The organism is Actinomadura hibisca NBRC 15177, from assembly GCF_001552635.1.
Taxonomy (GTDB): domain Bacteria; phylum Actinomycetota; class Actinomycetes; order Streptosporangiales; family Streptosporangiaceae; genus Spirillospora; species Spirillospora hibisca.
In genome coordinates this window covers 115,639-136,181 of the sequence record NZ_BCRO01000022.1, presented here as the reverse complement: position 1 = coordinate 136,181, position 20,543 = coordinate 115,639, and the positions used below count along the sequence as shown (strand labels likewise).

General features: G+C 69.0%; 23 protein-coding genes and 1 tRNA gene. 10 read left to right on the top strand and 14 right to left on the bottom strand.

What is annotated here, in order from left to right; genetic code table 11:
* Nucleotides 1–95 precede the first annotated feature (95 nt).
* Nucleotides 96–959, top strand: coding sequence for a DUF5753 domain-containing protein (locus tag AH6_RS11225; RefSeq protein ID WP_067477921.1), 864 nt, complete (start codon nucleotides 96–98; stop codon nucleotides 957–959).
* Nucleotides 960–964: 5 nt separating this feature from the next.
* Here AH6_RS11225 and AH6_RS43650 read toward each other — a convergent pair whose 3' ends face one another.
* The 4 genes from AH6_RS43650 to AH6_RS11210 all read right to left on the bottom strand — a co-directional run bounded on the left by AH6_RS43650 (nucleotide 965) and on the right by AH6_RS11210 (nucleotide 3,465).
* Nucleotides 965–1,216, bottom strand: coding sequence for a hypothetical protein (locus AH6_RS43650; protein WP_157431404.1), 252 nt, complete (start codon nucleotides 1,214–1,216; stop codon nucleotides 965–967).
* 654 nt (nucleotides 1,217–1,870) lie between these two features.
* A complete protein-coding gene (locus tag AH6_RS47035; RefSeq protein ID WP_373861771.1) occupies nucleotides 1,871–2,323 on the bottom strand; it encodes an SAM-dependent methyltransferase in 453 nt (150 codons plus the stop codon).
* A gap of 517 nt (nucleotides 2,324–2,840) precedes the next feature.
* Nucleotides 2,841–3,095 (bottom strand): hypothetical protein, encoded by a 255-nt coding sequence (locus AH6_RS11215; protein WP_067477914.1) that lies wholly within the window; start codon nucleotides 3,093–3,095, stop codon nucleotides 2,841–2,843.
* A complete protein-coding gene (locus AH6_RS11210) occupies nucleotides 3,088–3,465 on the bottom strand; it encodes an ATP-binding protein (RefSeq protein ID WP_245679269.1) in 378 nt (125 codons plus the stop codon). The genes AH6_RS11215 and AH6_RS11210 overlap by 8 nt, the downstream gene beginning before the upstream one ends.
* A gap of 136 nt (nucleotides 3,466–3,601) precedes the next feature.
* Here AH6_RS11210 and AH6_RS11205 point away from each other — a divergent pair, with 136 nt between their 5' ends.
* From AH6_RS11205 to AH6_RS11195, 3 genes are all read left to right on the top strand, one after another.
* Nucleotides 3,602–4,390, top strand: coding sequence for a helix-turn-helix domain-containing protein (locus AH6_RS11205; RefSeq protein WP_169807835.1), 789 nt, complete (start codon nucleotides 3,602–3,604; stop codon nucleotides 4,388–4,390).
* Nucleotides 4,375–4,557, top strand: a complete 183-nt coding sequence (locus AH6_RS11200) for a DUF397 domain-containing protein (RefSeq protein WP_067477905.1) — start codon at nucleotides 4,375–4,377, stop codon at nucleotides 4,555–4,557. The genes AH6_RS11205 and AH6_RS11200 overlap by 16 nt, the downstream gene beginning before the upstream one ends.
* Nucleotides 4,558–4,634: 77 nt before the next feature.
* On the top strand, nucleotides 4,635–4,814 hold the full coding sequence (locus AH6_RS11195) for a DUF397 domain-containing protein (protein ID WP_083982624.1): 180 nt from the start codon (nucleotides 4,635–4,637) through the stop codon (nucleotides 4,812–4,814).
* 51 nt (nucleotides 4,815–4,865) lie between these two features.
* On the opposite strand, the gene AH6_RS11190 is transcribed toward AH6_RS11195, so the two are convergent.
* Nucleotides 4,866–5,393, bottom strand: a complete 528-nt coding sequence (locus AH6_RS11190; RefSeq protein WP_067477899.1) for a hypothetical protein — start codon at nucleotides 5,391–5,393, stop codon at nucleotides 4,866–4,868.
* Nucleotides 5,390–6,661: an SGNH/GDSL hydrolase family protein gene (locus tag AH6_RS11185; protein WP_067477894.1), complete on the bottom strand. Its 1,272-nt coding sequence runs from the start codon at nucleotides 6,659–6,661 to the stop codon at nucleotides 5,390–5,392. The genes AH6_RS11190 and AH6_RS11185 overlap by 4 nt, the downstream gene beginning before the upstream one ends.
* A 128-nt stretch (nucleotides 6,662–6,789) precedes the next feature.
* On the opposite strand from AH6_RS11185, the gene AH6_RS11180 reads away from it, so the two are divergent.
* Entirely contained in the window at nucleotides 6,790–7,686 is an 897-nt protein-coding gene (locus AH6_RS11180; RefSeq protein ID WP_067477890.1) for a LysR family transcriptional regulator, read from the top strand.
* Nucleotides 7,687–7,762: 76 nt separating this feature from the next.
* Here AH6_RS11180 and katG read toward each other — a convergent pair whose 3' ends face one another.
* Together katG and AH6_RS11170 are read right to left on the bottom strand one after the other, a co-directional pair.
* On the bottom strand, nucleotides 7,763–9,991 hold the full coding sequence (katG, locus tag AH6_RS11175; protein WP_067477887.1) for a catalase/peroxidase HPI: 2,229 nt from the start codon (nucleotides 9,989–9,991) through the stop codon (nucleotides 7,763–7,765).
* A 33-nt stretch (nucleotides 9,992–10,024) separates the two neighbouring features.
* Nucleotides 10,025–10,429 (bottom strand): Fur family transcriptional regulator, encoded by a 405-nt coding sequence (locus AH6_RS11170; RefSeq protein ID WP_067477990.1) that lies wholly within the window; start codon nucleotides 10,427–10,429, stop codon nucleotides 10,025–10,027.
* A 255-nt stretch (nucleotides 10,430–10,684) separates the two neighbouring features.
* Here AH6_RS11170 and AH6_RS11165 point away from each other — a divergent pair, with 255 nt between their 5' ends.
* A complete protein-coding gene (locus AH6_RS11165; RefSeq protein WP_067477884.1) occupies nucleotides 10,685–11,422 on the top strand; it encodes a dienelactone hydrolase family protein in 738 nt (245 codons plus the stop codon).
* Here the strand turns inward: AH6_RS11165 and AH6_RS11160 are convergent.
* Nucleotides 11,415–12,230 carry a hypothetical protein gene (locus tag AH6_RS11160; protein WP_067477881.1) on the bottom strand — a complete coding sequence of 272 codons (816 nt, stop codon included), beginning with the start codon at nucleotides 12,228–12,230 and terminating at the stop codon, nucleotides 11,415–11,417. The genes AH6_RS11165 and AH6_RS11160 overlap by 8 nt on opposite strands.
* Before the next feature lie 20 nt (nucleotides 12,231–12,250).
* Entirely contained in the window at nucleotides 12,251–13,414 is a 1,164-nt protein-coding gene (locus AH6_RS11155) for an SMI1/KNR4 family protein (protein ID WP_067477878.1), read from the bottom strand.
* A gap of 191 nt (nucleotides 13,415–13,605) precedes the next feature.
* Between AH6_RS11155 and AH6_RS11150 the strand changes: the two genes are divergently transcribed.
* A complete protein-coding gene (locus tag AH6_RS11150) occupies nucleotides 13,606–15,249 on the top strand; it encodes a thioester domain-containing protein (protein ID WP_067477875.1) in 1,644 nt (547 codons plus the stop codon).
* A gap of 38 nt (nucleotides 15,250–15,287) precedes the next feature.
* On the opposite strand, the gene AH6_RS11145 is transcribed toward AH6_RS11150, so the two are convergent.
* The 4 genes from AH6_RS11145 to AH6_RS11130 all read right to left on the bottom strand — a co-directional run bounded on the left by AH6_RS11145 (nucleotide 15,288) and on the right by AH6_RS11130 (nucleotide 17,193).
* On the bottom strand, nucleotides 15,288–15,920 hold the full coding sequence (locus AH6_RS11145; protein WP_067477872.1) for a hypothetical protein: 633 nt from the start codon (nucleotides 15,918–15,920) through the stop codon (nucleotides 15,288–15,290).
* Between the two features lie 82 nt (nucleotides 15,921–16,002).
* Nucleotides 16,003–16,446: a hypothetical protein gene (locus tag AH6_RS11140; RefSeq protein ID WP_157431403.1), complete on the bottom strand. Its 444-nt coding sequence runs from the start codon at nucleotides 16,444–16,446 to the stop codon at nucleotides 16,003–16,005.
* Between the two features lie 396 nt (nucleotides 16,447–16,842).
* A tRNA-Arg gene (locus AH6_RS11135) sits at nucleotides 16,843–16,919 on the bottom strand.
* A 73-nt stretch (nucleotides 16,920–16,992) separates the two neighbouring features.
* Nucleotides 16,993–17,193, bottom strand: coding sequence for a hypothetical protein (locus AH6_RS11130; protein WP_157431402.1), 201 nt, complete (start codon nucleotides 17,191–17,193; stop codon nucleotides 16,993–16,995).
* Between the two features lie 224 nt (nucleotides 17,194–17,417).
* Here AH6_RS11130 and AH6_RS11125 point away from each other — a divergent pair, with 224 nt between their 5' ends.
* Genes AH6_RS11125 through AH6_RS11120 form a run of 3 tightly spaced genes read left to right on the top strand, consistent with a single transcriptional unit; the run spans nucleotide 17,418 to nucleotide 20,525 of the window.
* A complete protein-coding gene (locus AH6_RS11125; RefSeq protein WP_157431401.1) occupies nucleotides 17,418–18,107 on the top strand; it encodes a phosphotransferase in 690 nt (229 codons plus the stop codon).
* Nucleotides 18,091–19,017 carry a cobalamin biosynthesis protein gene (locus AH6_RS42285; protein WP_083982607.1) on the top strand — a complete coding sequence of 309 codons (927 nt, stop codon included), beginning with the start codon at nucleotides 18,091–18,093 and terminating at the stop codon, nucleotides 19,015–19,017. Before AH6_RS11125 ends, AH6_RS42285 begins: the two co-directional genes overlap by 17 nt.
* A complete protein-coding gene (locus AH6_RS11120; protein WP_067477983.1) occupies nucleotides 19,014–20,525 on the top strand; it encodes a cobyric acid synthase in 1,512 nt (503 codons plus the stop codon). Before AH6_RS42285 ends, AH6_RS11120 begins: the two co-directional genes overlap by 4 nt.
* Nucleotides 20,526–20,543: the final 18 nt, after the last annotated feature.

Sequence of the window (20,543 nt, the reverse complement as noted above, 5' to 3'; positions counted from 1 at the left end):
ACTCGTCTAGGGTGATGTTGTAACGGCCGTGAGTTCGACGTCCCGGATGAGGTGCGGTCTTGCTCTCAGCCACGACTCCGATCGGTGACGCTTCCATGGGTACTCCGACCGGCCCGCTCGTCCCGCGCACCCTGCTGGGCCGCAGGTTGCGCGAGCTGCGCGACGCGGCGGGCTACACCAGGGCCGACGCGGGCAAGGCCGTGGGCGCCTCGTCGTCCAAGATCGGCCGGCTGGAGCGGGGCGGCTCCGGCGTCGACGGCGAACTGCTGCTGGCGCTGCTGCTCCTGTACGGCCTGGACGACGAGACCGAGCGCGCCCGCCTGCTCGCCCTGGCCGCCAGGACGGACGTGCCGGGCTGGTGGGCCGGGTTCCACGACGTGCTGCCGCCGTGGACGCACCGGTACCTGGGCGCCGAGCAGTCGGCGCAGCTGGTGCGGACGTTCGACGCGCAGATGGTGCCGACGCTGCTCCAGACGCCCGGCTACGCGCGGTGCATCGTCCGCGCCCGGCACCCGCGGATCTCCGAGCGGGAGCTGGACCGCCGCGTCGAGGTCCGGATGCGGCGCCGGCAGATCCTGCGCCGCCGCCCGCGCCCGACGAACCTGTGGGCGGTGGTGGACGAGGCGGTGCTGCACCGCCGGGTGGGCGAGCGTGCCGTCATGGTGGAGCAGCTGGAGTTCCTGCTGAAGGAGTGCCAGCGGCCCAACATCACGTTGCAGGTGGTGGGGTTCGAGACCGGCGGCCTGGCGGCGGCGACGAGCGGACCGCTGACGCTGGTGCGGTTCCTGGACTGGGGCCTGCCGGACCTGCTCTACCTGGAACGGCTGGACGGCGCCGTCTACCCGAGCGACCGGGCGGAGATCGAACGCCACTGGCACGTGTTCAACACGCTGGTCACCGAGGCGAAGCGGCCGGAGTTCACGCCCAACATCATCAAGCGGGCCCTGCACGGCATGTGAGGACGTCACCAGAACACGCCGGACGCACGCGGCCGCTCCTCAACGACCGCCCCAGGCCGCCGCCTTAGACCACCCAGCACGACCAGCATCATCAGAGCGGGCAGGACCAGCGGCACAGCGGCCAGCGGAACAGCAGTAACGATCTCCAACGCTTCCCCGCGAACGATCCCGGCGACACCAAGATTGTCCCCCTGCTTCCCGGCCCCAACAGAAAGCGCGACAAGCCCGGCCACCACACCAACCACGGCCGCAGGCATGGCAACCCACCGACGCCGAAGAAAGAACGCCAGCCCAACTCCCGCCACCCCCACCAGGGGAAGAAGCGCAACCGCACCCCAACGCAACGGCTGCGGCCTCATAACAACGCGCAACTCCGGAGCAGGCTCACCTCCCCGCAACCGCCAAGCGAACTCGCCCAACGTGTGCACCCTGGGGGAGGTCTGAACCTCCACAGGCACGGACGGCACCCAGAGCCGGAACCCGCCCTCACTAAAACCCTGCGCAGCAAGAAGCCGCCAAACCCCAGCAGTACCGATCCGCAACCGCACAAGGCGACCCGTCCGATAAGCACGCTCAACCTGAACACGGAAGAAACGCCGCCCGGCCCCGGCCTCCTCCACACGCAACGCCCCAGCCTGCGGAAACACAGCCAAAGCAACGTCCCGCGCCAGAGCCCGAACCTGCTCTACCGAACTACTCAGCCGCGCCCCGTAGAAATCGACCTGCGCATCCCCATCGGCCAGAAGGGCGACCTCAACCCAGGCTCCAGGCTTGCGCTGCTCCTGCTGCCCGCCACAACCGGCGAGAAGAAGGAGCACCAGCCCGCACAAGACGATCCGCCGACGCACCCTGGCCTCCACCGCTGGACGTCACCCGCCTACAGCATCAGCCCCGAAGGTCGCACTGCCATCTCATTCAGATCCCGGCTCACGCCGAGCGAGCAGACGACGCTTGAGGTTGGGAAGATCCCGCTGCTCCAAAACAGCGAACCCATCCGAAAGCAGTGCAGCAGGCTCCCCGTCCCCCAGACACCACCGAAGAGGCAACCCAGGCCGAACCTCCCGAGCCCCAACAGTGAACGCCTCCCACCCCAACAACCCACCCGGCTCCAACGCCTCCAGAGCCGCATCAAAAACCGCCCGCTCCCAAAACCCAGTGCACAAAACAAGAGCGAAGCCACACGGAGGCCGCCACACTGCAAGATCGCTGTGCACAAGCGAGACGAGCCCGTCGACCCCACGCCGCCGAGCCTCTCCCACCAGCAGCTCAAGCGCGACCTCAGAAACATCCACAGCCGTAACCCGCCGCCCAGCCTCAGCAGCCAGCAAGGCACTACCCGAAGGCCCAGAAGCAAGATCGAGCACAGGCCCGTCCGGCAACCCCTCAGCCAGCGCCCTGACAGCCAAGGGATGAGGAGAGAAAGAGGTGTTGCCCCCATCCAGGTACTTGGCGTTCCAGCGAAGCCGATCAGGATGTTGCGACAGCTCAGACGAAACGTCGGACACGAGCAACCCCTCCACAACGCGATGCGCCCCATCCTGACAGGCGGCCAAACAACCCACCCGACAGCGCTGGGCCAGGTCGAGCAGCACCAGGCATGACCGCCCATCCGACGAGGAAGGGATAGACGTGCGGCAAGGCGATCTTCCGGAAGGCTTCCGGCGCACGCGCAACGACCTGACGCCTCGTTTCACCAGCAGAGACCCGCTGCGTAAGCTCCTGCTCACGACCCAGGCGTGGAGCACCTGCGCAGACCACTTCCAAGCTACGAGCCGGTACCCAGGTACGTCCGGTAGAGCATCGGACTTCTAATACGAGGGTCTACAGAGAGAAGGACCCCACCAACGCACGCGGCGTCTGAAGTCCTTCCCTTCCCCTCCTTCATCGGGTGGTCACGAGGAGCCTCACCAGGTCGATGACGCGGTCCAGTGGTGTGACGCCGTGGATGGAGATGTAGACGGAGCCTTCGGCGATGATGCGGCGGTACTCGTGGCGGACCGGTTCATTGCGCGCCACCTGCGCGTAAGGCCGCCCGTTCTTCGGCGTCCGCAGGATGGCCTGGACGCCCTCGTGCCGTCGCAGACCCCGGATGAGCGAGACCAGCGCCAGGGACTCGGCGACCTCCCGATCAAGCACCGGCCGTCTCCAGGACGACGAAGACGACCTTCCCGCCATCCGTGTGATTCCAGCCGAGCGTCCGAGTGAGCTCTTTCAGGACGGCGAGACCTCTGCCGCTCTCGGCGGCGAGGTCGAGCGGACGCACCACGGGCAGGACCGGACTGGAGTCCGTCACCTCCAGGCAGATGCCGCGTTCGCACGGGTAGGCGCGCACGGTTGTCTCGTGATCGCCGACGTGACGCCGGACGTTCCCGATCAGCTCGGTGACCACGAGCTTGCCGACGTAGGAATCGGCTTCCCATGCGGCAAAGGTCTTCTCGACCCACTGACGCGCGTCGTGCAGTCGAGCGGGGTCGGTCTGGGTCACAAGGATTGCGGGCTCCGCCATGTCGATCACCTCACTCTACGAATGTGACACGTGACACATTGCGCTCGGCGGGGTAGCGTCCACCAGGCAAGCCCTCATTCGTAAGCGGAGTACTTAACTCTGGTGGCACTCCGCTTAACATCCGGTGGAGGTTCTCGTGGCCACACGCAAGCCCTCGCCCGCCCTCAAAGCCTTCGGAGGGGAAGTCACCAGGCTTCGTGAGCTGGGAGGTCTGTCCCGGGCCGAACTGGCCCGTGTGGCAACCGTCAGCCGGTCCTACATCAGTCAGGTGGAGGGCGGGAGCACCAGATGCCGTCGAGATTTCGCAGAGCGCCTTGACGGGGCACTCGACAGCGGGACGGCACTTGCTGACGCATGGGACGATCTGCTCAAGAGTGCTCCCTATCCGCAGTTCTTTGCCGACTTCCCGCAGGCTGAAGGGGCCGCTGTCCTGCTGCGCTCCTACCAGGAGACGTTCGCTTACGGCTTGTTTCAGGTGGAGGCGTACGCGCGGGTGCTACTGCCCAAGGACACCGACTTTGAAGGTCGGATGCGTCGGCAAGCCGTCTTGAAGAATCCGACCCCGCCCGTGATCAGCCTCGTCGTCGGAGAGTCGGCCCTACTTCGGGAGGTCGGTGGGCCCGAGGTCATGCGCCAACAGCTTGAACGCCTCCTCGAGGTGTCGTACTGGGAGAACGTGACGCTCCAGGTGGCGCGTACCGCCTACTACCGGGGGATCTCGGGGTCATTCACCCTTGCGACCCAGGAGAACGGGAACGAACTCCTCTACCAGGAGACGTCCACAGGGGGTGTGACGTCGAACGAGCGGGCAGATATCTTGCACGTCGTGAAGGCGTTCACGGCCCTTCAAGGGAGGGCCTTGAGCGTCGCTGACTCCCGCGAGTTCATAGGGAAGGTTGCGTCGGACCGATGGATGAGAACGTGACTTGGCGCAAGGCCCGGCGGAGCAACGATCAGGGTGGCGACTGCGTTGAACTGGGAGACCTTGGTACGGCCATTGGCGTCAGAGACTCGAAGAACCCCGACGGCGGGCACCTGGTGGTTGAGCGGACCGTCCTCAAGGCCCTGATGGGGCGCATCAAGTATTCCTAGGGCTTCGAACGAAGCGGCCCAATCTTCCTTGGCGAGGGCCGGAAGCGCATCCGAAGGGTGATCGGCGGGACATGGATATGAGCAAGATCGCCTGGCGGAAGGCTTCCCGGTCCAACGACACGGGCGGCGCGTGCGTGGAGCTCGCCGACCTCGGCGCTTCCGTGGGCGTGCGGGACAGTCGGGCCCCGGAAGCCGGGCACCTCACCATTGACCGCGAAATCCTGCGTGTGCTGGTGGGACGCTTGAAGGCCGACTAGACCTCCGGCAGTAGAGCCCCGGCTCTCAGGGGCCGGGGCTCTGCTTTGCTCTCAATGCTTCTCGTGCTCGTCGCCTTCCTGGCTGGGGGTGCCTCTCTTCAGTGCGGGGATGATGTGGTGGTCGCGTTGGGCTACCAGGTTGTGCAGGTCGGCGGCCGCGATCGCGCGTAGTGTCGGGAGTTCCGCCGCCGCCTGTTCGGGGGTGAAGACGTTCAGCGGCCACTGGCCCACTGTGCCGCCTTGCAGGTGCGGGTGGTGGAACCCTGCCCCGTAGAAGGCGTGCAATCGGATCGCGCCGATTCTGGCTGCTCGCTGCTCGGGCCAGGACAGTTCCCACAGCGCCTCCCAGCCCCGCTCGCCCGTGCGGCGTGCGCCGGACGCGGCGATCTCGCCGGTGTCCGCGAGCAGGGAACCGTTCAGCTCCTCCAACGCCTGGCGGGCGAAGGGGTCCAGGAGTGGCACCGCTCGTAGGAAGAGCACGTCCTTGCCTGGACGGTCGCGTGCCGCCGCGGCGGGGGCGTGGCCGTGTGTGCCGTCGCGCAGGTCGGCGAAGTGCCGCAGCAGCGCCGCGACGCTCATCGCAGGACGACGGGGGCGACGGCGGCGGCCATGGCGGCGTAGCCCGCCGCGTTGGGGTGCTTGTGGTCGCCGCTGTCGTAGCGGGGGGCGATCCGCTGCGGGTCGCTCGGGTCGGCGACGGCTTTGTTGAAGTCCACGACGCCGTCGTACTCGCCGGAGGTCCGGATCCACTGGTTCAGCTGCGCGATCTTGGCGGCGGCACGCGGCGTGTAGTAGTCGGCGCCCTTCATCGGCAGCAGCGTGCCGCCGATCACCTTGACGCCCTTGGCGTGCGCGCGGCGGATCAGGTCGCGGTGCCCGGCGATCAGCTCGGCGACGCTGCGGTCCGGGTTCGGCTTGAAGGACGGGACGTCGATCTCGCTGAAGCCGATGTCGTTGAGCCCGGCCAGCACGATCATGGTGCCGACCCGGGGGTTGTCCAGCACGTCGCGCCGCAGCCGCGTCCCGGCGCGCTCGCCGTACCAGGCCGAGTCCGACAACACCATGCCGCCGCCGATCCCGGCGTTCAGGACCGGACGCGGCCGGCCCGCGGCGGCCAGGCGGTTCGCGAGCTGGTCGGGGTAGCGGGTGTTGCTGTCGTTGACGGCGCCGAACCCGTCGGTGATCGAGTCGCCGAGCGCCACGACGGTGTCGCGCCGCGCCGGAGCGCCGGTCACCTCCACGCCCGACAGGTAGTACCAGGAGTGCGTGGTGGCGGTGAACGCCGATCCGGTGGCGTCGGCCCGGCGGTCCCCGGCGGCCCGGTACGAGGTGGCGTAGCCTTGGAGGTGGGCGGTGGCCGGGCCGGTGGTCTCGGGCAGGTAGAGGGTCACCGTCACCGACTCCAGCGGCTTGACCTTCAGGTCGACGGCGTCGCTGGTCGCCTGCCCGCCCGCCGGGATCACCGTCGAGGCGGCGCGCCCGAACGACAGCTGTCGCAACGAGCCGGGGCTGACCGCCGCGCCCTTGCCGGTGCGCGCGATCGTCGCGCCCGCCACCTTCAGCGGCGAGCCGCCGTACTGGTTGGACAGCCGGATGCGCGCGCCCTTCCCACCGGCGGTCACGCGCACCACCTGGCGGACGGTCTGGTGGGAGAAACCCGCTTCCGACCAGTTCGGCTCGAAGCCCGCGCTGGGCCGCTGCATCGCCGCCGCCCAGCCCAGCGTCCAGCCACCGGTGTGGGACGGGGCGGCGCTCGGCGGCTGGGCGGCGGCGACGGTGCCGGTGGCCCCCAAGGTCAGCGCCAGGGCGGGCAGGAGCAGGACGGTGCGGCGCTTGGTGGCCTTCATCACGATGGTTCCTTCACGGAGGGGGTCGCTTTTTGGACACCTCCACAATCCGTGGTCGAGAATGACCGGAACAAGAACGATGTGGGACAGGACCGGTGAGCCGGACTCACCGGTGAGAGGGCGGGCGCGTGGAACGGCACGAGATCGAGACGTTCCTGACGCTCGCGGAGGAGCTGCACTTCCGGCGCACCGCCGACCGTCTCGGCCTGGCCCAGGGCCGCGTCAGCCAGATCGTCAAGAAGCTGGAGCGCCAGATCGGCGCCTCCCTCTTCGACCGCACCAGCCGCCACGTCGCCCTCACCCCGATCGGACGCCAGCTCCGCGACGGCCTGCTCCCGGCCCAGCAGCAGATTCAGCGCGCCCTCGACCAGGCCCGCACCGCCGCGCGCGGCTTCGCCGGTCCGATCCGCGTGGGCTTCTCCGGCTCGTGGTCGGGCGAGGCCGTCATCGCCGCCGCCGACCTGTTCCGGGGACGCCATCCCGACGCCGAGGTCCACATCAGGGAGGTGCAGCTCAACGATCCCCTCGGCCCGATGCGTGTCGACGAGGTCGATCTCCAGCTCACCGAGTTCCCGATCCGCGAACCCGACATCGCCGTCGGGCCCGTGGTCTTCGCCGAGCCGCGCGGGCTCATGGTCCCGGCGCGGCACCCGTTCGCCGCACGCGCCTCGGTGTCGGTCGAGGACCTCGCCGAGACGACCCTGATCCCCATGGCGGGCGCGGCCATCCCGCAGTACTGGCTGGACGCCCTCTACCCGCGCAGCACCCCGTCCGGGCAGCCCGTCCCGCATGGCCCCGGCGTGACGTACTGGCAGGAGGCGGTCTCGCTGGTCGGCTCGGGCAAGGGCGTCTCGCCCGCGGCCGTCCGGGCCGCGCGGTACTACTCGCATCCGGGCGTCGTGATGGTGCCCTTCCACGACGCGCCGACGATCGACTACGGCCTGCTCTGGCCGGCCGCCCGCGAGACCGCCCGGGTCCGCGCGTTCGCCGAACTCGTCCGGCAGGCCGCCGACCGGCAACGATGAGCGAGGCTCACCGATCGTTGCCCCGAGACGGGACCGGGCCGACCCCGGGGGGTGGGTCGGCCCGGCCGTTCTGGGATCAGGCCAGGTCGAAGCGGTCCAGGTTCATCACCTTGTCCCACGCCGCGACGAAGTCCCGCACGAACTTCTCCTTCGCGTCATCGCCGGCGTAGACCTCCGCCAGCGCGCGCAGCTCCGAGTTCGCGCCGAAGACCAGGTCGACGCGGCTCCCGGTCCACTTCACCTCGCCCGTCTCCTTGTCGTGCGCCTCGAACGCGGTCTCGTCCTCCGACGTCGCCTTCCACCGGATGCCCAGGTCGAGCAGGTTGACGAAGAAGTCGTTGGTCAGCGTGCCCGGGGCCGTGGTGAGCACGCCGAGCCGCGACTTCTGGTAGGTCGCGCCCAGCACGCGCAGGCCGCCGACCAGCACCGTCATCTCGGGGGCGCTCAGCGTCAGCAGGTTCGCCCGGTCGATCAGCAGGAACTCGGCCGGGAGGCGGTCGCCCTTGCCCACGTAGTTGCGGAAACCGTCGGAGGTCGGTTCGAGCGCGGTGAACGACTCCACGTCGGTCTGCTCCAGCGACGCGTCGGCGCGGCCCGGCGTGAAGGGCACCTCGACGTCGTACCCGGCGTCCTTGGCCGCCTTCTCGACGGCCGCGCTCCCGGCCAGCACGATCAGGTCGGCGAGCGAGATCTGCTTGCCGCCCTGGGCCGAGTTGAACGACTCCCGGATGTCCTCCAGGACGCGCAGCACCGCCGCCAGCTCGTCGGGCTCGTTGACCTCCCAGCCGTTCTGCGGTTCGAGGCGGATGCGCGCGCCGTTCGCGCCGCCGCGCTTGTCGCCGCCGCGGAACGTCGAGGCCGACGCCCACGCGGTCGTGACGAGCTGGGCGACCGTCAGGCCCGAGGACAGGACCTGCGTCTTGAGGGACGCGACGTCGGCGGCGTCGACCAGCTCGTGCGTCACCTCCGGGATCGGGTCCTGCCACACCAGCGTCTCGCCCGGGACCTCCGGGCCGAGGTAGCGCACGACCGGGCCCATGTCGCGGTGGGTCAGCTTGAACCAGGCGCGCGCGAAGGCGTCGGCGAACTCGGCCGGGTTCTCGTGGAAGCGCCGCGAGATCGGCTCGTAGACCGGGTCGAAGCGCAACGACAGGTCGGTCGTCAGCATCGTCGGGTGGGTGGTCTTGTCCGGGTCGTGCGCGTCGGGCACGGTGCCCGCGCCGGCGCCGTCCTTCGGCCGCCACTGGTGCGCCCCGGCCGGGCTCTTGAACAGCTCCCACTCGTAGCCGAACAAGATCTCGAAGAAGCTGTTGTCCCAGGTCGTGGGGGTGTTGGTCCAGGTGCCCTCCAGACCGCTGGTGATCGTGTCACCACCCTTGCCGGTGCCGTAGGTGTTGTTCCAGCCCATGCCCTGCTGTTCGAGCGGCGCGGCCTCGGGGTCGGGGCCGACGCTGTCGGCCGGGCCCGCGCCGTGGGTCTTGCCGAAGGTGTGGCCGCCCGCGATGAGCGCGACGGTCTCCTCGTCGTTCATGGCCATCCGGCGGAAGGTCTCCCGGATGTCGCGCGCGGCGGCGAGCGGGTCGGGGTTGCCGTTCGGGCCCTCGGGGTTGACGTAGATCAGGCCCATCTGGACGGCGGCGAGCGGGTTCTCCAGCTCGCGGTCGCCGCTGTAGCGCTGGTCGTCCAGCCACGCCTGCTCCGGGCCCCAGTAGACGTCCTCGTCGGGCTCCCACACGTCCTCGCGGCCGCCCGCGTAACCGAACGTCTGGAAGCCCATCGACTCCAGCGCCACGTTCCCCGACAGGATCAGCAGGTCGGCCCAGGACAGTGCCTGGCCGTACTTCTTCTTGACCGGCCACAGCAGGCGGCGGGCCTTGTCGAGGTTGGCGTTGTCGGGCCAGCTGTTGAGGGGCGCGAAGCGCTGCTGCCCGGCCCCGGCGCCGCCGCGGCCGTCGCTGATCCGGTAGGTGCCGGCGCTGTGCCAGGCCATGCGGATGATGAACGGGCCGTAGTGCCCGAAGTCGGCGGGCCACCAGTCCTGCGAGGTCGTCAGCGCCTCGGCGATGTCCCGCTTGACGGCCGGCAGGTCCAGGCCGGTGAACGCGGCGGCGTAGTCGAAGTCGGCGCCGAGCGGGTTGGCGACGGCGGGGTTCTTGGCGAGGACCTTCAGGTTGAGGCGCTCGGGCCACCACTGGCGGTTGCCGCCGCCCTGGGTGGGGTGCGGGGCGCGGTCGTGGGCGACCGGGCAGCCCTCGGCGCTCTGGTCCTTGGCGTCGGTGACGATCGCGTCATGGTTTTCGGACATGGGAATCCTTCCGGACCGGGGGGATCGCGATGCTCAGGAACTTCGCTGGGTGGAGCAGCCGGGGCACAGGCCCCAGTAGACGACCTCGGCCTCGTCGATCGAGAAGCCGCGGTCGTCGGAGGCGGCCAGGCAGGGCGCCTCGCCGACGGCGCAGTCGACGTCGGCGATGGCCCCGCAGGACCGGCACACGATGTGGTGGTGGTTGTCCCCGACCCGTGACTCGTAGCGCGCCACGAACCCGGAGGGCTGGATGCGCCGCACCAGACCCGCCGCCGTCATGACGTGCAGCGAGTCGTAAACGGCCTGGTGGGACACCTTCGGAAGCTCCCGGCGCACGGCGTGGAGGATCGTTTCCGTGTCGGCGTGCGGGTGCGCGTGCACGGCGCCCAGCACCGCCACCCGGGGCCGCGTGACGCGCAGTGCGGCCCCGCGCAACATCTGCTGGAAGTCCGCGGGTGTGACCACGGACACAGGCTGGCCCACTTTCTGGAATGAGTCAAGAATCTATTTCGCGTATCACGCCTTTCCGCAGCTGACGGGACGAAAGTCGTTCGGTGCCGGGCGGGCCGTGGCCCATGCGGGCCAAGCCCGCGTCCAGCGACGCCGGGCGGTCGTGGAGATCCGCGCGGGTGGCGCGAACCCCCTGGCGCGCGGTAAGGGTGGCCGGAGATCGTCGGCCCGGAGGAGACCAGCATGACCACGACCCTCGACCTGTCCGAGCTGAGCAGGAGCCTCGGCGGCTCCGCCCGGCTGGGCGGGCGGCTCGCCGTCCCGGAGACCCCGGGCCCCTGGCCCGGGGTGGTCGCCGTGCACGAGATCTTCGGCGTGGACGACGTCATGGTCCGGCAGGCCGAGCGGCTGGCGGCGGCGGGCTACCTGGTGCTCATGCCGGATCTGTTCAGCGACGGCGGGGCGCGGCGCTGCCTCGTCTCGACCCTGCGCGCGGCCCTGTCCGGCAAGGGCCGCGCCTACGCCGACATCGAGGCGGCCCGCCGCACCCTGGTCGCGCATCCCGACTGCACGGGCGAGGTGGGCCTGATCGGCTTCTGCATGGGCGGCGCGTTCGCCCTGGTGGCGGCGGGTCAGGGCGGGTACGGGGCCGTGTCCGCCAACTACGGCGTCCTGCCCCGGAAGATCGACCGCGCGCTGGCCGACGCCTGCCCGGTCGTCGGCAGCTACGGCGGCCGCGACCGGACCCTGCCGAAGGCGGCCGCCAAGCTGGAGGCGGCGCTGACGCGGGCGGGCGTCCCGCACGACGTGAAGGAGTATCCGCAGGCGGGCCACTCCTTCCTGAACGACGCCGAGAACGCCCCGAAGATGGTGCTCCCGCTGACCCGCATAGCGAACATCGGCCCCGACCCGGAAGCGGCCGCCGACGCGTGGAAGCGGATAGAGGAGTTCTTCGCCCGGTATCTGAAACCCATCAACTGACCTCCGTGGTGAGGGATCTGGTGCGCGGTTGGTGCCAGATCTGGAGCAGGCAACCGGAAGCACCGGTGTGGAAGCGGAGCCGGTAGTCGCCGTGCCCGGCGGGGAGGGGCGGCAGGTCCAGGGCGGGGCCGCCGAGCTGGCGGAGGGCGACGTGCCCGGTGGCGAAGCGGCAACTGATCTCGGCGTACCGGTCGTGGGAGGGATCGGGGCCCGGATCGGCCGTGGAGATCTGCACGGGCAGGTGGAGGTCGCCGTCCTCGACGGGAGCCCAGAACAGCACGGCGTCGGGGACGGCGTCCATCAAGTCGGCGGACTCGGCGTACGGCGGGACGGGCACGATCTCGCCCAGCGAGCGATGCCGCCCCATCAGCGCGAACTGCCATGCCCGCACCTGCACGCGCAGGTCGAGCCGTTGCGGGGTGGCCGTCGCGCGCCGGTCAGGGGCGAAGTCGGCGGGGACGCCGCCGGAGTAGCCGCATTCGGCCAGGTAGGCGGCGTACTCCTGGTCTGTCAGACGCAACGCGCGTTCGGCGACGCCGGGGACGTCTCCGGGGTCGGGCGGTTCCAGAGTGCCTACGGCGATGAAGGTCTGAGCCTCTGCGGACGGTTCGGGGGGACGCCAGCGGGTCACCTCGACCGTCCCGCACCGGAGGCAGGGATTTCGGCGGACGTTGACGGTCTCCCCGGTGGGGTCGGTCTCGGTTCCGGTAGGCGTCAGTCCTGCGTCGGACGGGAAGTCGTGGTCCCCGCCGCACTCGCGGACGATCAGCGCCGCCGCGGCGTCGTCGCGGCTGGGGAACGGGCTCATCCGTCTCATCGGCATCGGTCTCATCGGTCACCTCGCGGGGTCGCCAGCAGCCGGTGGCCGCGTTCGGGCGTGAGCGTCCGGGCCAGCAGCGGTTCGGCCAGCAGCACGATGGGGGCGATATGGGCGGCGGACCTGGGCCGCCAGTGCGGCAGGGCGTCGAGCACCGCCTCCCACAATGCGTCGGGATCGGCGGCGTGCTGCTCCAGGGCCTCCCGCACGGGGGCGTCGAACTCGGGATTGCCGTAGTTCAGGCGATGGTCGCCGCGCCGTAGGCGGGCCTGGTGGCGGGCCACCGGGAGCAGGAGGTCGGGGCGGTCGCTGGTCAGCGCCGATTGCAGGAGCGAGTTGTGGCCGACCGAGGCGTTCCGGGCGTGCTGGACGAACAGCAGCGGCAGGATCTCCTCGGCGAACAAGGATCCCTCGAACAGCCCCTCGGCGACGAGGGAGGAGTACAACAACCGGCCCAGCAACATCTCGGTTTCGTACGAGCGGTCCTGGAAGAACAGGAGTTGGACGCGCAGGAGGGTGGCGAGCTCGGAACCGAACTCCTCGGCTTGCGCCAGCCGGGCTCCGGCGTCGTCGGCCGCGCCCGCCAGGGCGTCGATCCGCGCCTGCTCGACGGAGGCGTCCGTGGCGTCGCGCGTCTCGCCCTCGGGACGGCGCATCTGGTGGAACTCGGCGTACAGGCTCTCCATCAGCGCAGTGAAGGACTGGAAACGGACCGGCGGCGCGGCATGCCAGGAGAACAGGCTGTAGGCGGCCCACTCGCCCTGGTCGTCGACATCGCCCGGATCGAGGAACAGCACGCCCGCGTCGGTTTCCAGGGAGATCATCAGACCCCGGGTGAACCGGTTCTCGCCAGAAGGAGTGGCGTTCTCGTAGCCCAGGTCCTCCCATTCCTCCCAGTACGGCTCGACGTCGCGCAGCCAGGCCAGGTTGCCGGTGTCGCGCATCCGCCACACGAACATCCCGGCGTCGCGCCAGCCGTCCGTCGTCAGCAGGAACTCCCGGTAGGACGGCGGCAGCACCACGCCGAGCCGCGCCTCCGCCGCGGCGACGGCCTCGGGGGCCGCCGGGGCGAAACCGAGCCAGCGGTCGCACAGGACGTCCGGGTCCAGCTCGTCCGGCTCCGAGCTGCGGACCCATTCCTCGCTCCAGCGCCTCAGCCAGGGTTCCCAGTCCATGGGAACACTGTGCCGGACGCCTACGACATTCCACCGGCCCTAAAAATGATCATGAAATCGGCTTTGCGGTCTAAAGAGATCGTTCGGGGCGTTGGGCGGATCATGCGCACGGGAAAGGCAATTTCGACAGAACGGGAGTAAGGGCGAGTCCGACCGGATCGGCTCGTGATTCGATCGGAGAACCCTTCACCATGCGAACAAAGATCGCCGCGCTGCTGGCGGGCCTGCTGGCGATGGTCGTGTGCCTCACGCCCGTCGCGCGGGCGGAACCCGACCCCGCCATCCCCACCGGCCCGCGCGACGCGCCGGGCTTCTTCACCGACGCGCAGATCACCAGCCTGGGCTCGGGCCTCACCGTCACCGGCGCCTACGACGGACCTGACGACATGGACCCGCTCACCGGCTACCCGTCCTCGCTGCCCGCCGGCTCGACGCCCCACGGCAGCACCTACGCGGGAACGATGGTGATCACCGACCAGGGCCCGAGCGGGAAGACCGCCGAGGCGTACTGCATCGACCTGAACACCGACACCCGGGTAGGCGTGAACTACAAGCTCGGCGACTGGAACAGCTCGCACGTGCCCAACCTCGGATACGTCGGCTACATCCTGCACAACTACTTCCCGACCACCAACGAACCGGCGGGCGCGGCCGACGACAGGACCCGGGCCGCGGCGGTGCAGCTGGCGATCTGGTTCCTCACCGACAAGCTGGTGCTCGCGCCGTCCGACCCGCACTACGGCCTGGTGTCGCAGATCGTCGCCGACGCGCTGGCGAACGGACCGGCCAAGGAACCGTCCACGCCCGAGCTGTCGGTGAAGCCGACCACCATGCGCGCGCCCTCGACCGGCGACCTGGTCGGGCCGTTCACGGTCTCCGGCGACGGCCCGGCGACGATCCAGCTGCGCGGCGTCGAGGTGTTCGCCGACGCCGAAGGCAAGAAGCGCCTGGCCGAGGGGGACACCGTCCGCCCCGGCGACCGGCTGTGGGTGCGCAGCAGCTCCGAGACCGATCCGCAGGGCTTCGTGCTCAACCGGACCGTTGAAATCGGCGAAAGCGCGGTCTATCTCTACGACGGCACCAATCCGGGCATGGACACCGCGCAGAAACTCATCCTGGCGAAAACGCAGCAGCTGACCGCACGCGCGGGCGCGCGCATCACCCGCTACGACGCCGGGAGCCTCGTCATCCAGAAGTCCGTGCAGGGAAGCGGCGCAGGACTCCAGGGTCAGGTCACTCTCAGGGTCACTTGCACCGACCCGCAAGGCAAGGTGACCCGCTACACGCGCACGCTCAAGGCGGGAGCATCGGGAGGCCGCCACTCCTTGCGGATCGGAGGGATACCAACCGGAAGCGTGTGCACCGTCGAAGAAACGTCGGCGGGCGACAACGGCCGTGTGAAGGTCAGGTCGGTCGTCATCACCCCGCAACGGGTCACCATCCCGACCGACGGGACGGTCACGGTCCGGGTCACCGACACCTACGACCGGGCGACCGGCGGGTTGCAGGTCACCAAGACGATCGCCGGTACCGGCGCCGGACGGCAGGGGCGCGTCACCATCAAGGTGAGCTGCGCCTATCCGTCGGGCGGCAAGCTCGTCCGCGAGTACAACCTGTCGGCCAAGAAGCGGCGGGGGACCTACCCGGTGGCCAGGATCAGCGGCCTGCCGACCGGGACGACCTGCACGGTCACCGAGCCCGACCGTGGCAAGAACCGCAAGGTCCGCGTCAAGAAGGTGCGCATCGATCCCGGCACCGTGACGGTCACCGAGGACACCACCCACGCGGTGCGGATGACGAACACCTACGGCCGCATCCCCGGCCAGGTGAAGTGACGGAAGGGTCCGGGCGGCCGACCGGCTGCCCGGACCCTTCAGCGGCGCGCCGCACGGGGCCGTCCTACCGACCCGGCGGCGCGCCGGGGCTTGTCGGGCACACTCCCGATCGCGACCGAGCCCAGCAGCACGAGCGCGGCAACGGCCGTCACCCGGCTCTCGCCCACCGTGGACAGGTCCGCTTTGGAGCCGCCGACCGGCGCGAAGCGTCCGCGGGGGTCGATGACGAGCCGCATGGTGTCGCCGCGCTCGGACCCTTCGCAGTTGGTGGCGAGTTCACGCGGAATGGGAGTGCCATCAGAAAGGCGCAACGTGCAGTGATGGATATCGGAGCTGCGGCTTTGTGTAGTCCAGGCCCGCTCGACGACGGCTTCGGCATCGACACCGACCCACGTCATCGCGATGTCCCGCACGGCCACGACACCGACGAGATTGAGGCAGAACAGCGCCAGGACGCCGAAGGCCAGCGGCACACCCTTGAACCGAAGCGGCCGCCGCGACCTGTACAACCACCCCAACGCGACCAGCGCAACGATCAGCCCAGGAACAAGGATCAGCGCCGCACCGCTCGTGTCCCACCAGAGGTAACCGGCCGCCGCGAACGCGAACCCGAGCACGGCCACGCCGAACACCACGCCACCGCGCAGCACGGCGGACCCGACGACCGACATCCATCCCCCACACGCGACCAAACCGGACGTCAGAGCGTAACCGGAGCCGGAGCAGGGCCCGAATGTGTCGTGCACGACCGCATCAGGGTTGGGCGCCGGGGCAGAACCACGTCTCGATGATGTCGCTGAAAGAACGCAGATGGTTGGCGTAGATCCCGCCGTCGAGGAGGATCGAGTCGGTACTGCTCCTGGAACGCCCGGACAGCCATGTGGTGCAGACCTCCTCGGCGGTCTGGAAGGCCCAGCCGGAAGGCGCCCGGATACCGGCGTTCTCATAGTCGTCCACGAACGACCCGGAAGGGACCTCGGGGAGTTCACGGTCGCGGTAGATGTGCTTCTCGATGGTCTTGGTGACGGTCGGCGTGGGTTTCGCGGTGACGGTCCGGGTGGCGGTCGGCGCCGGTGCGGCCGGTGAGGTGGCGGCCGCCGGAGTGGCCCGGTTCTGCGTCACTCCACCACAACCCGCCAGGACGGCGAGCGACAACGACAACGACCATATGACGGTATGCGTTTTCTTGACATTCATCGCCCTTTCCCTTCTTTCCCTTTTCAGCTCACCATCCGCTGTTCCCAAGTCCGGCCAAAGCGCGGCAATGAAGGCATGAAGCTTAGGCGCTGTCGTGCGGCGTCAGGAGAGGGCAGTGGGACGGCCGGGTTCCGGCGGCGTCAGTCCCGGTGGTTGAAAAGCGCTTCACCGAGGTTGGCGGGCTGTCAGTACTCGATGTCGTCTGTTGGCCCACGGCGGGGAACGGACCGTTCGACTCCGACGGGGCGAGCGTCTGGAACCCCGGAAGTTCCGCGAGTGCGTCCGCCAGCGCGGGGATGTCCACAAACGTCGGCGGGCCGCCGAGCGGCCATATGGGCGAAGGGGGAACGCGGCGCTGGGCGTTCGCGGTGTGTTCGCGAATGCCCTGGTCAGACGTGGCGCGCCCGGCAGGATTCGAACCCGCGACCCTCGGATTAGAAGTCCGACGCTCTATCCAACTGAGCTACGGGCGCCTATTGGGTCATGAGTGTAGAGCGCGGTCGGCGGTCTTCGCACGGGCGTATCGGCGTGGCGTGGCTCCGCAGGTCAGCGGGCGAAGAGGCGGCGGGCGATCTTGGCTGGGTCGGCGCACGGTTCGTACAGGCGGCGTTGCACGCCGTTGGCCGGGAACGCCGTCCACCAGCCGTCCGATTCGGCGTAGAACGAGCCCAGCAGCCGTCCGTCCGCGGCGTGCACGAGGTAGATGCCGTCGCGTGTCCGGGACAGCTCCAAGCGGTGACCGGTCACGCGCTCACCGTAGCCGGTGTCCGTGGGTTGGCTCACCGGTATCCGGAAGTCCGCAATGGGGCGGGCGGTTGACCGGATGCGGTCGGGGCGGTCGGCTAGAGGCCATATCGTCTAGGGCTGTGGGCGTGAACGTAGAAGTGCCGCTCTCCGGCGGGGATGTCACGGAGGGGGTCGTGCGGGTCGGCGACACGGTGCGGAGGCCCGTTCGGGACCACACTCCCGCCGTGCACGGGCTGCTCCGGCACCTGGAACGGGTCGGGTTCGATGGGGCTCCCCGGGTGCTGGGGATTGATGATCGCGGGCGTGAGATCCTGTCGTGGGTTGCGGGGGAGACGCCGCATCGGCCTATGCCTGGGTATGCCGTTACCGACGATGCGTTAGAAGGCGTTGCTCGGTTGGTGCGGCGGTATCACGATGCCGTCTCTACTTATGAGCCGCCTGCTGATGCGCCCTGGGACAGCGAGGCTTCTAATCTCGACGGTCCGCCTGAGTTGATCGGGCACTGTGACGTCACGCCTGAGAACGTTGTTTTTCGAGGTGGGATGCCGGTTGCGTTGATCGACTTTGATCTTGCTCGGCCTACGACGCGGCTGTACGACGTTGTGACTACGTTGCGGCACTGGGCGCCTATCGCTGATCCGGCCGATCGTGACGGGCTCCTGTACGGGGCCGACGTTGGGCGGCGGATGCGGTTGTTCTGCGACGCCTACGGGCTGGATCGTGACGCTCGGCGTGAGGTCCTTCCGGCGGCCCGGGTCCGGTTCGATCGCTCTTACAAGGCGATGCGGTCGCGTGCTGAGCGGCTGGGGGGCGGGTGGGCCCGCATCTGGCACGGGGGAGCCGGGCCCCGTATCCGGCGTGCTCAGGACTGGCTCGAACGGCACTGGGACGAGCTCGATGCGCGCCTCGACTGACGGCCGGGCCGCTGGGCTGCTGCTCGGTGTTGCCCTGGATGTTGTCTTCGCTGATCCGCGTCGGGGGCATCCTGTGGCTGCTTTTGGGCGGGTTGCTGGGGCGTTGGAGCGTCGTGTTTATGCCGACTCTCGGGGGCGTGGGGTTGTTTTCACGGCTTTGTTGGTGAGTGGCGTTGGGACTTTGGGGTGGGCTGCTGAGCGGGCTGTTCGGGGGCCTGTTGCCAGGGTTGGGGTTACGGCGCTTGCCACGTGGGCTGTGCTTGGGGGCACTTCGCTGGGGCGTGAGGGGCGGTTGATGGCCCAGGCGCTTGAAGCGGGGGAGTTGGACGCTGCGCGGGCGCGGTTGTCTCATCTGTGCGCTCGTGATCCGGCTGGGTTGGACGCTGACGCCTTGGCGCGGGCCACTACCGAGTCGGTGGCGGAGAATACGTCGGACGCCTCTATTGCTCCGTTGGTGTGGGGGGCTGTTGCGGGGGTGCCGGGGCTGCTTGCTTATCGGGCTGTGAACACGTTGGACGCGATGGTCGGCTATCGGAATCCGCGTTATGAGAACTTTGGGTGGGCCTCGGCTCGGCTCGATGACCTTGCTAACTGGGTTCCGGCTCGGGTGACCGGGGTACTCGTGATTGCCTGCGCGGCTGATAGGGCGGGTGCCTGGCGGGTGTTGCGGCGGGATGGGGGTTCTCATCCCAGTCCTAACGCGGGGCGGTGCGAGGCCGCTTTTGCCGGGGCCCTGGGTGTTCGGCTGGGTGGCAGTAACTCGTATGGCGGGCGCGTTGAGCGGCGGCCTGAGTTGGGGGACGGGCGGTCGCCGCAGGTTGCCGACATTCGGCGTGCTGTGCGGCTGTCGGCGATGGTGACGGCAAGTGCGGCGGTTGCGGCTGCTCTGGTGGCTAGGTGGAGACGATGAGCGGTGCGCTTCTGGTGGCCGGCACTACCTCTGACGCGGGCAAGAGTGTCCTGACGGCTGGGATTTGCCGCTGGCTCGCGCGGCAGGGGGTGAAGGTTGCTCCTTTCAAGGCGCAGAACATGTCGCTCAACTCCATGGTCACGGCCGACGGTGCCGAGATCGGGCGCGCCCAGTACATGCAGGCGCAGGCCGCGGGGGTCGAGCCACGGGCCATCATGAACCCGGTGCTGCTCAAGCCTGGCAGTGATCGGCGTAGTCAGGTTGTTGTTCTGGGCCGTCCTGTTGCTGAGGTGGACGCTCTTCAGTACGGCGCGCACAAGGAGCGGTTGCGGCAGGTTGTGGGGGAGAGCCTGGCCGAGTTGCGCGCCTCGCATGACGTGGTGGTGTGCGAGGGCGCCGGTAGTCCCGCCGAGATCAACCTGCGCGCCGGGGACATCGTCAACATGGGGCTCGCGCGGGCCGCGAACCTGCCGGTGATCGTGGTCGGCGACATCGACCGGGGTGGGGTCTTCGCCTCCCTGTACGGGACGGTCGGGCTGCTGGAGCCGGAAGACCAGGCGCTCATCGCCGGGTTCGTTATCAACAAGTTCCGGGGCGCTAGTGAGTTGCTGGCTCCGGGGCTTGAGCAGTTGAAGGCGTTGACGGGGCGGCCCACGCTGGGAGTGCTGCCATGGACGTTGGGGCTCTACCTCGATTCTGAAGACACGCTCGCGCTTGACGGGCCTCGGCCTGATGCCCAGGCTCCGTATGGCAACGAGACCTTGCGTGTCGCGGTCGTGCGGTTTCCTCGCATTTCTAACTTCACTGACCTGGACGCGCTCAATTGTGAGCCCGGGGTCGTTGTTCGTTATGCCGCCAGTCCCGGGGATCTGGTGGACGCTGATCTCGTTGTCCTGCCTGGTAGTCGGGCCACTGTCAACGATCTGAAGTGGTTGCGCGAGCGTGGCATGGCCGATGAGGTCCTTCGGCGGGCCCGGGACGGGCGGCCTGTGCTCGGTATCTGTGGCGGTTACCAGATGCTCGGTGAAGAGATTTGGGACGAGGTGGAGTCCGGGGCGGGTGTCGTTTCCGGACTTGGGTTGCTGCCCACTCGTGTCGAGTTCGCCAAGGACAAGGTCCTTGGGCGGCCTGAGGGCGCTGCTTATGGGCAGGCTGTCGCCGCTTACGAGATCCATCACGGTGTCGTGACCGTCGACGGCGGCGAGCCCTTTCTTGATGGTTGCCGCCAAGGCTCCGTCTGGGGCACCACCTGGCACGGCGCGATGGAGAACGACGGCTTCCGCCGCGCCTTCCTCGCCGACGTCGCCCACGCCGCCGGACGCGACTTCACCCCTGCCCCGGATGTCTCCTTCGCCGCCCTCCGCGAAGCCACGATGGACACCCTCGGCGACCTGGTCGCCGACCATCTCGACACCGACGCCCTGTGGCGGCTCATCGAGCATGGAGCCCCGGCGGGACTGCCCGTCGTCGCGCCCGGTGGAGCGCCGAAAGTGCCTGCTGACAAGTAAGTGATCCATGGCTAAGAT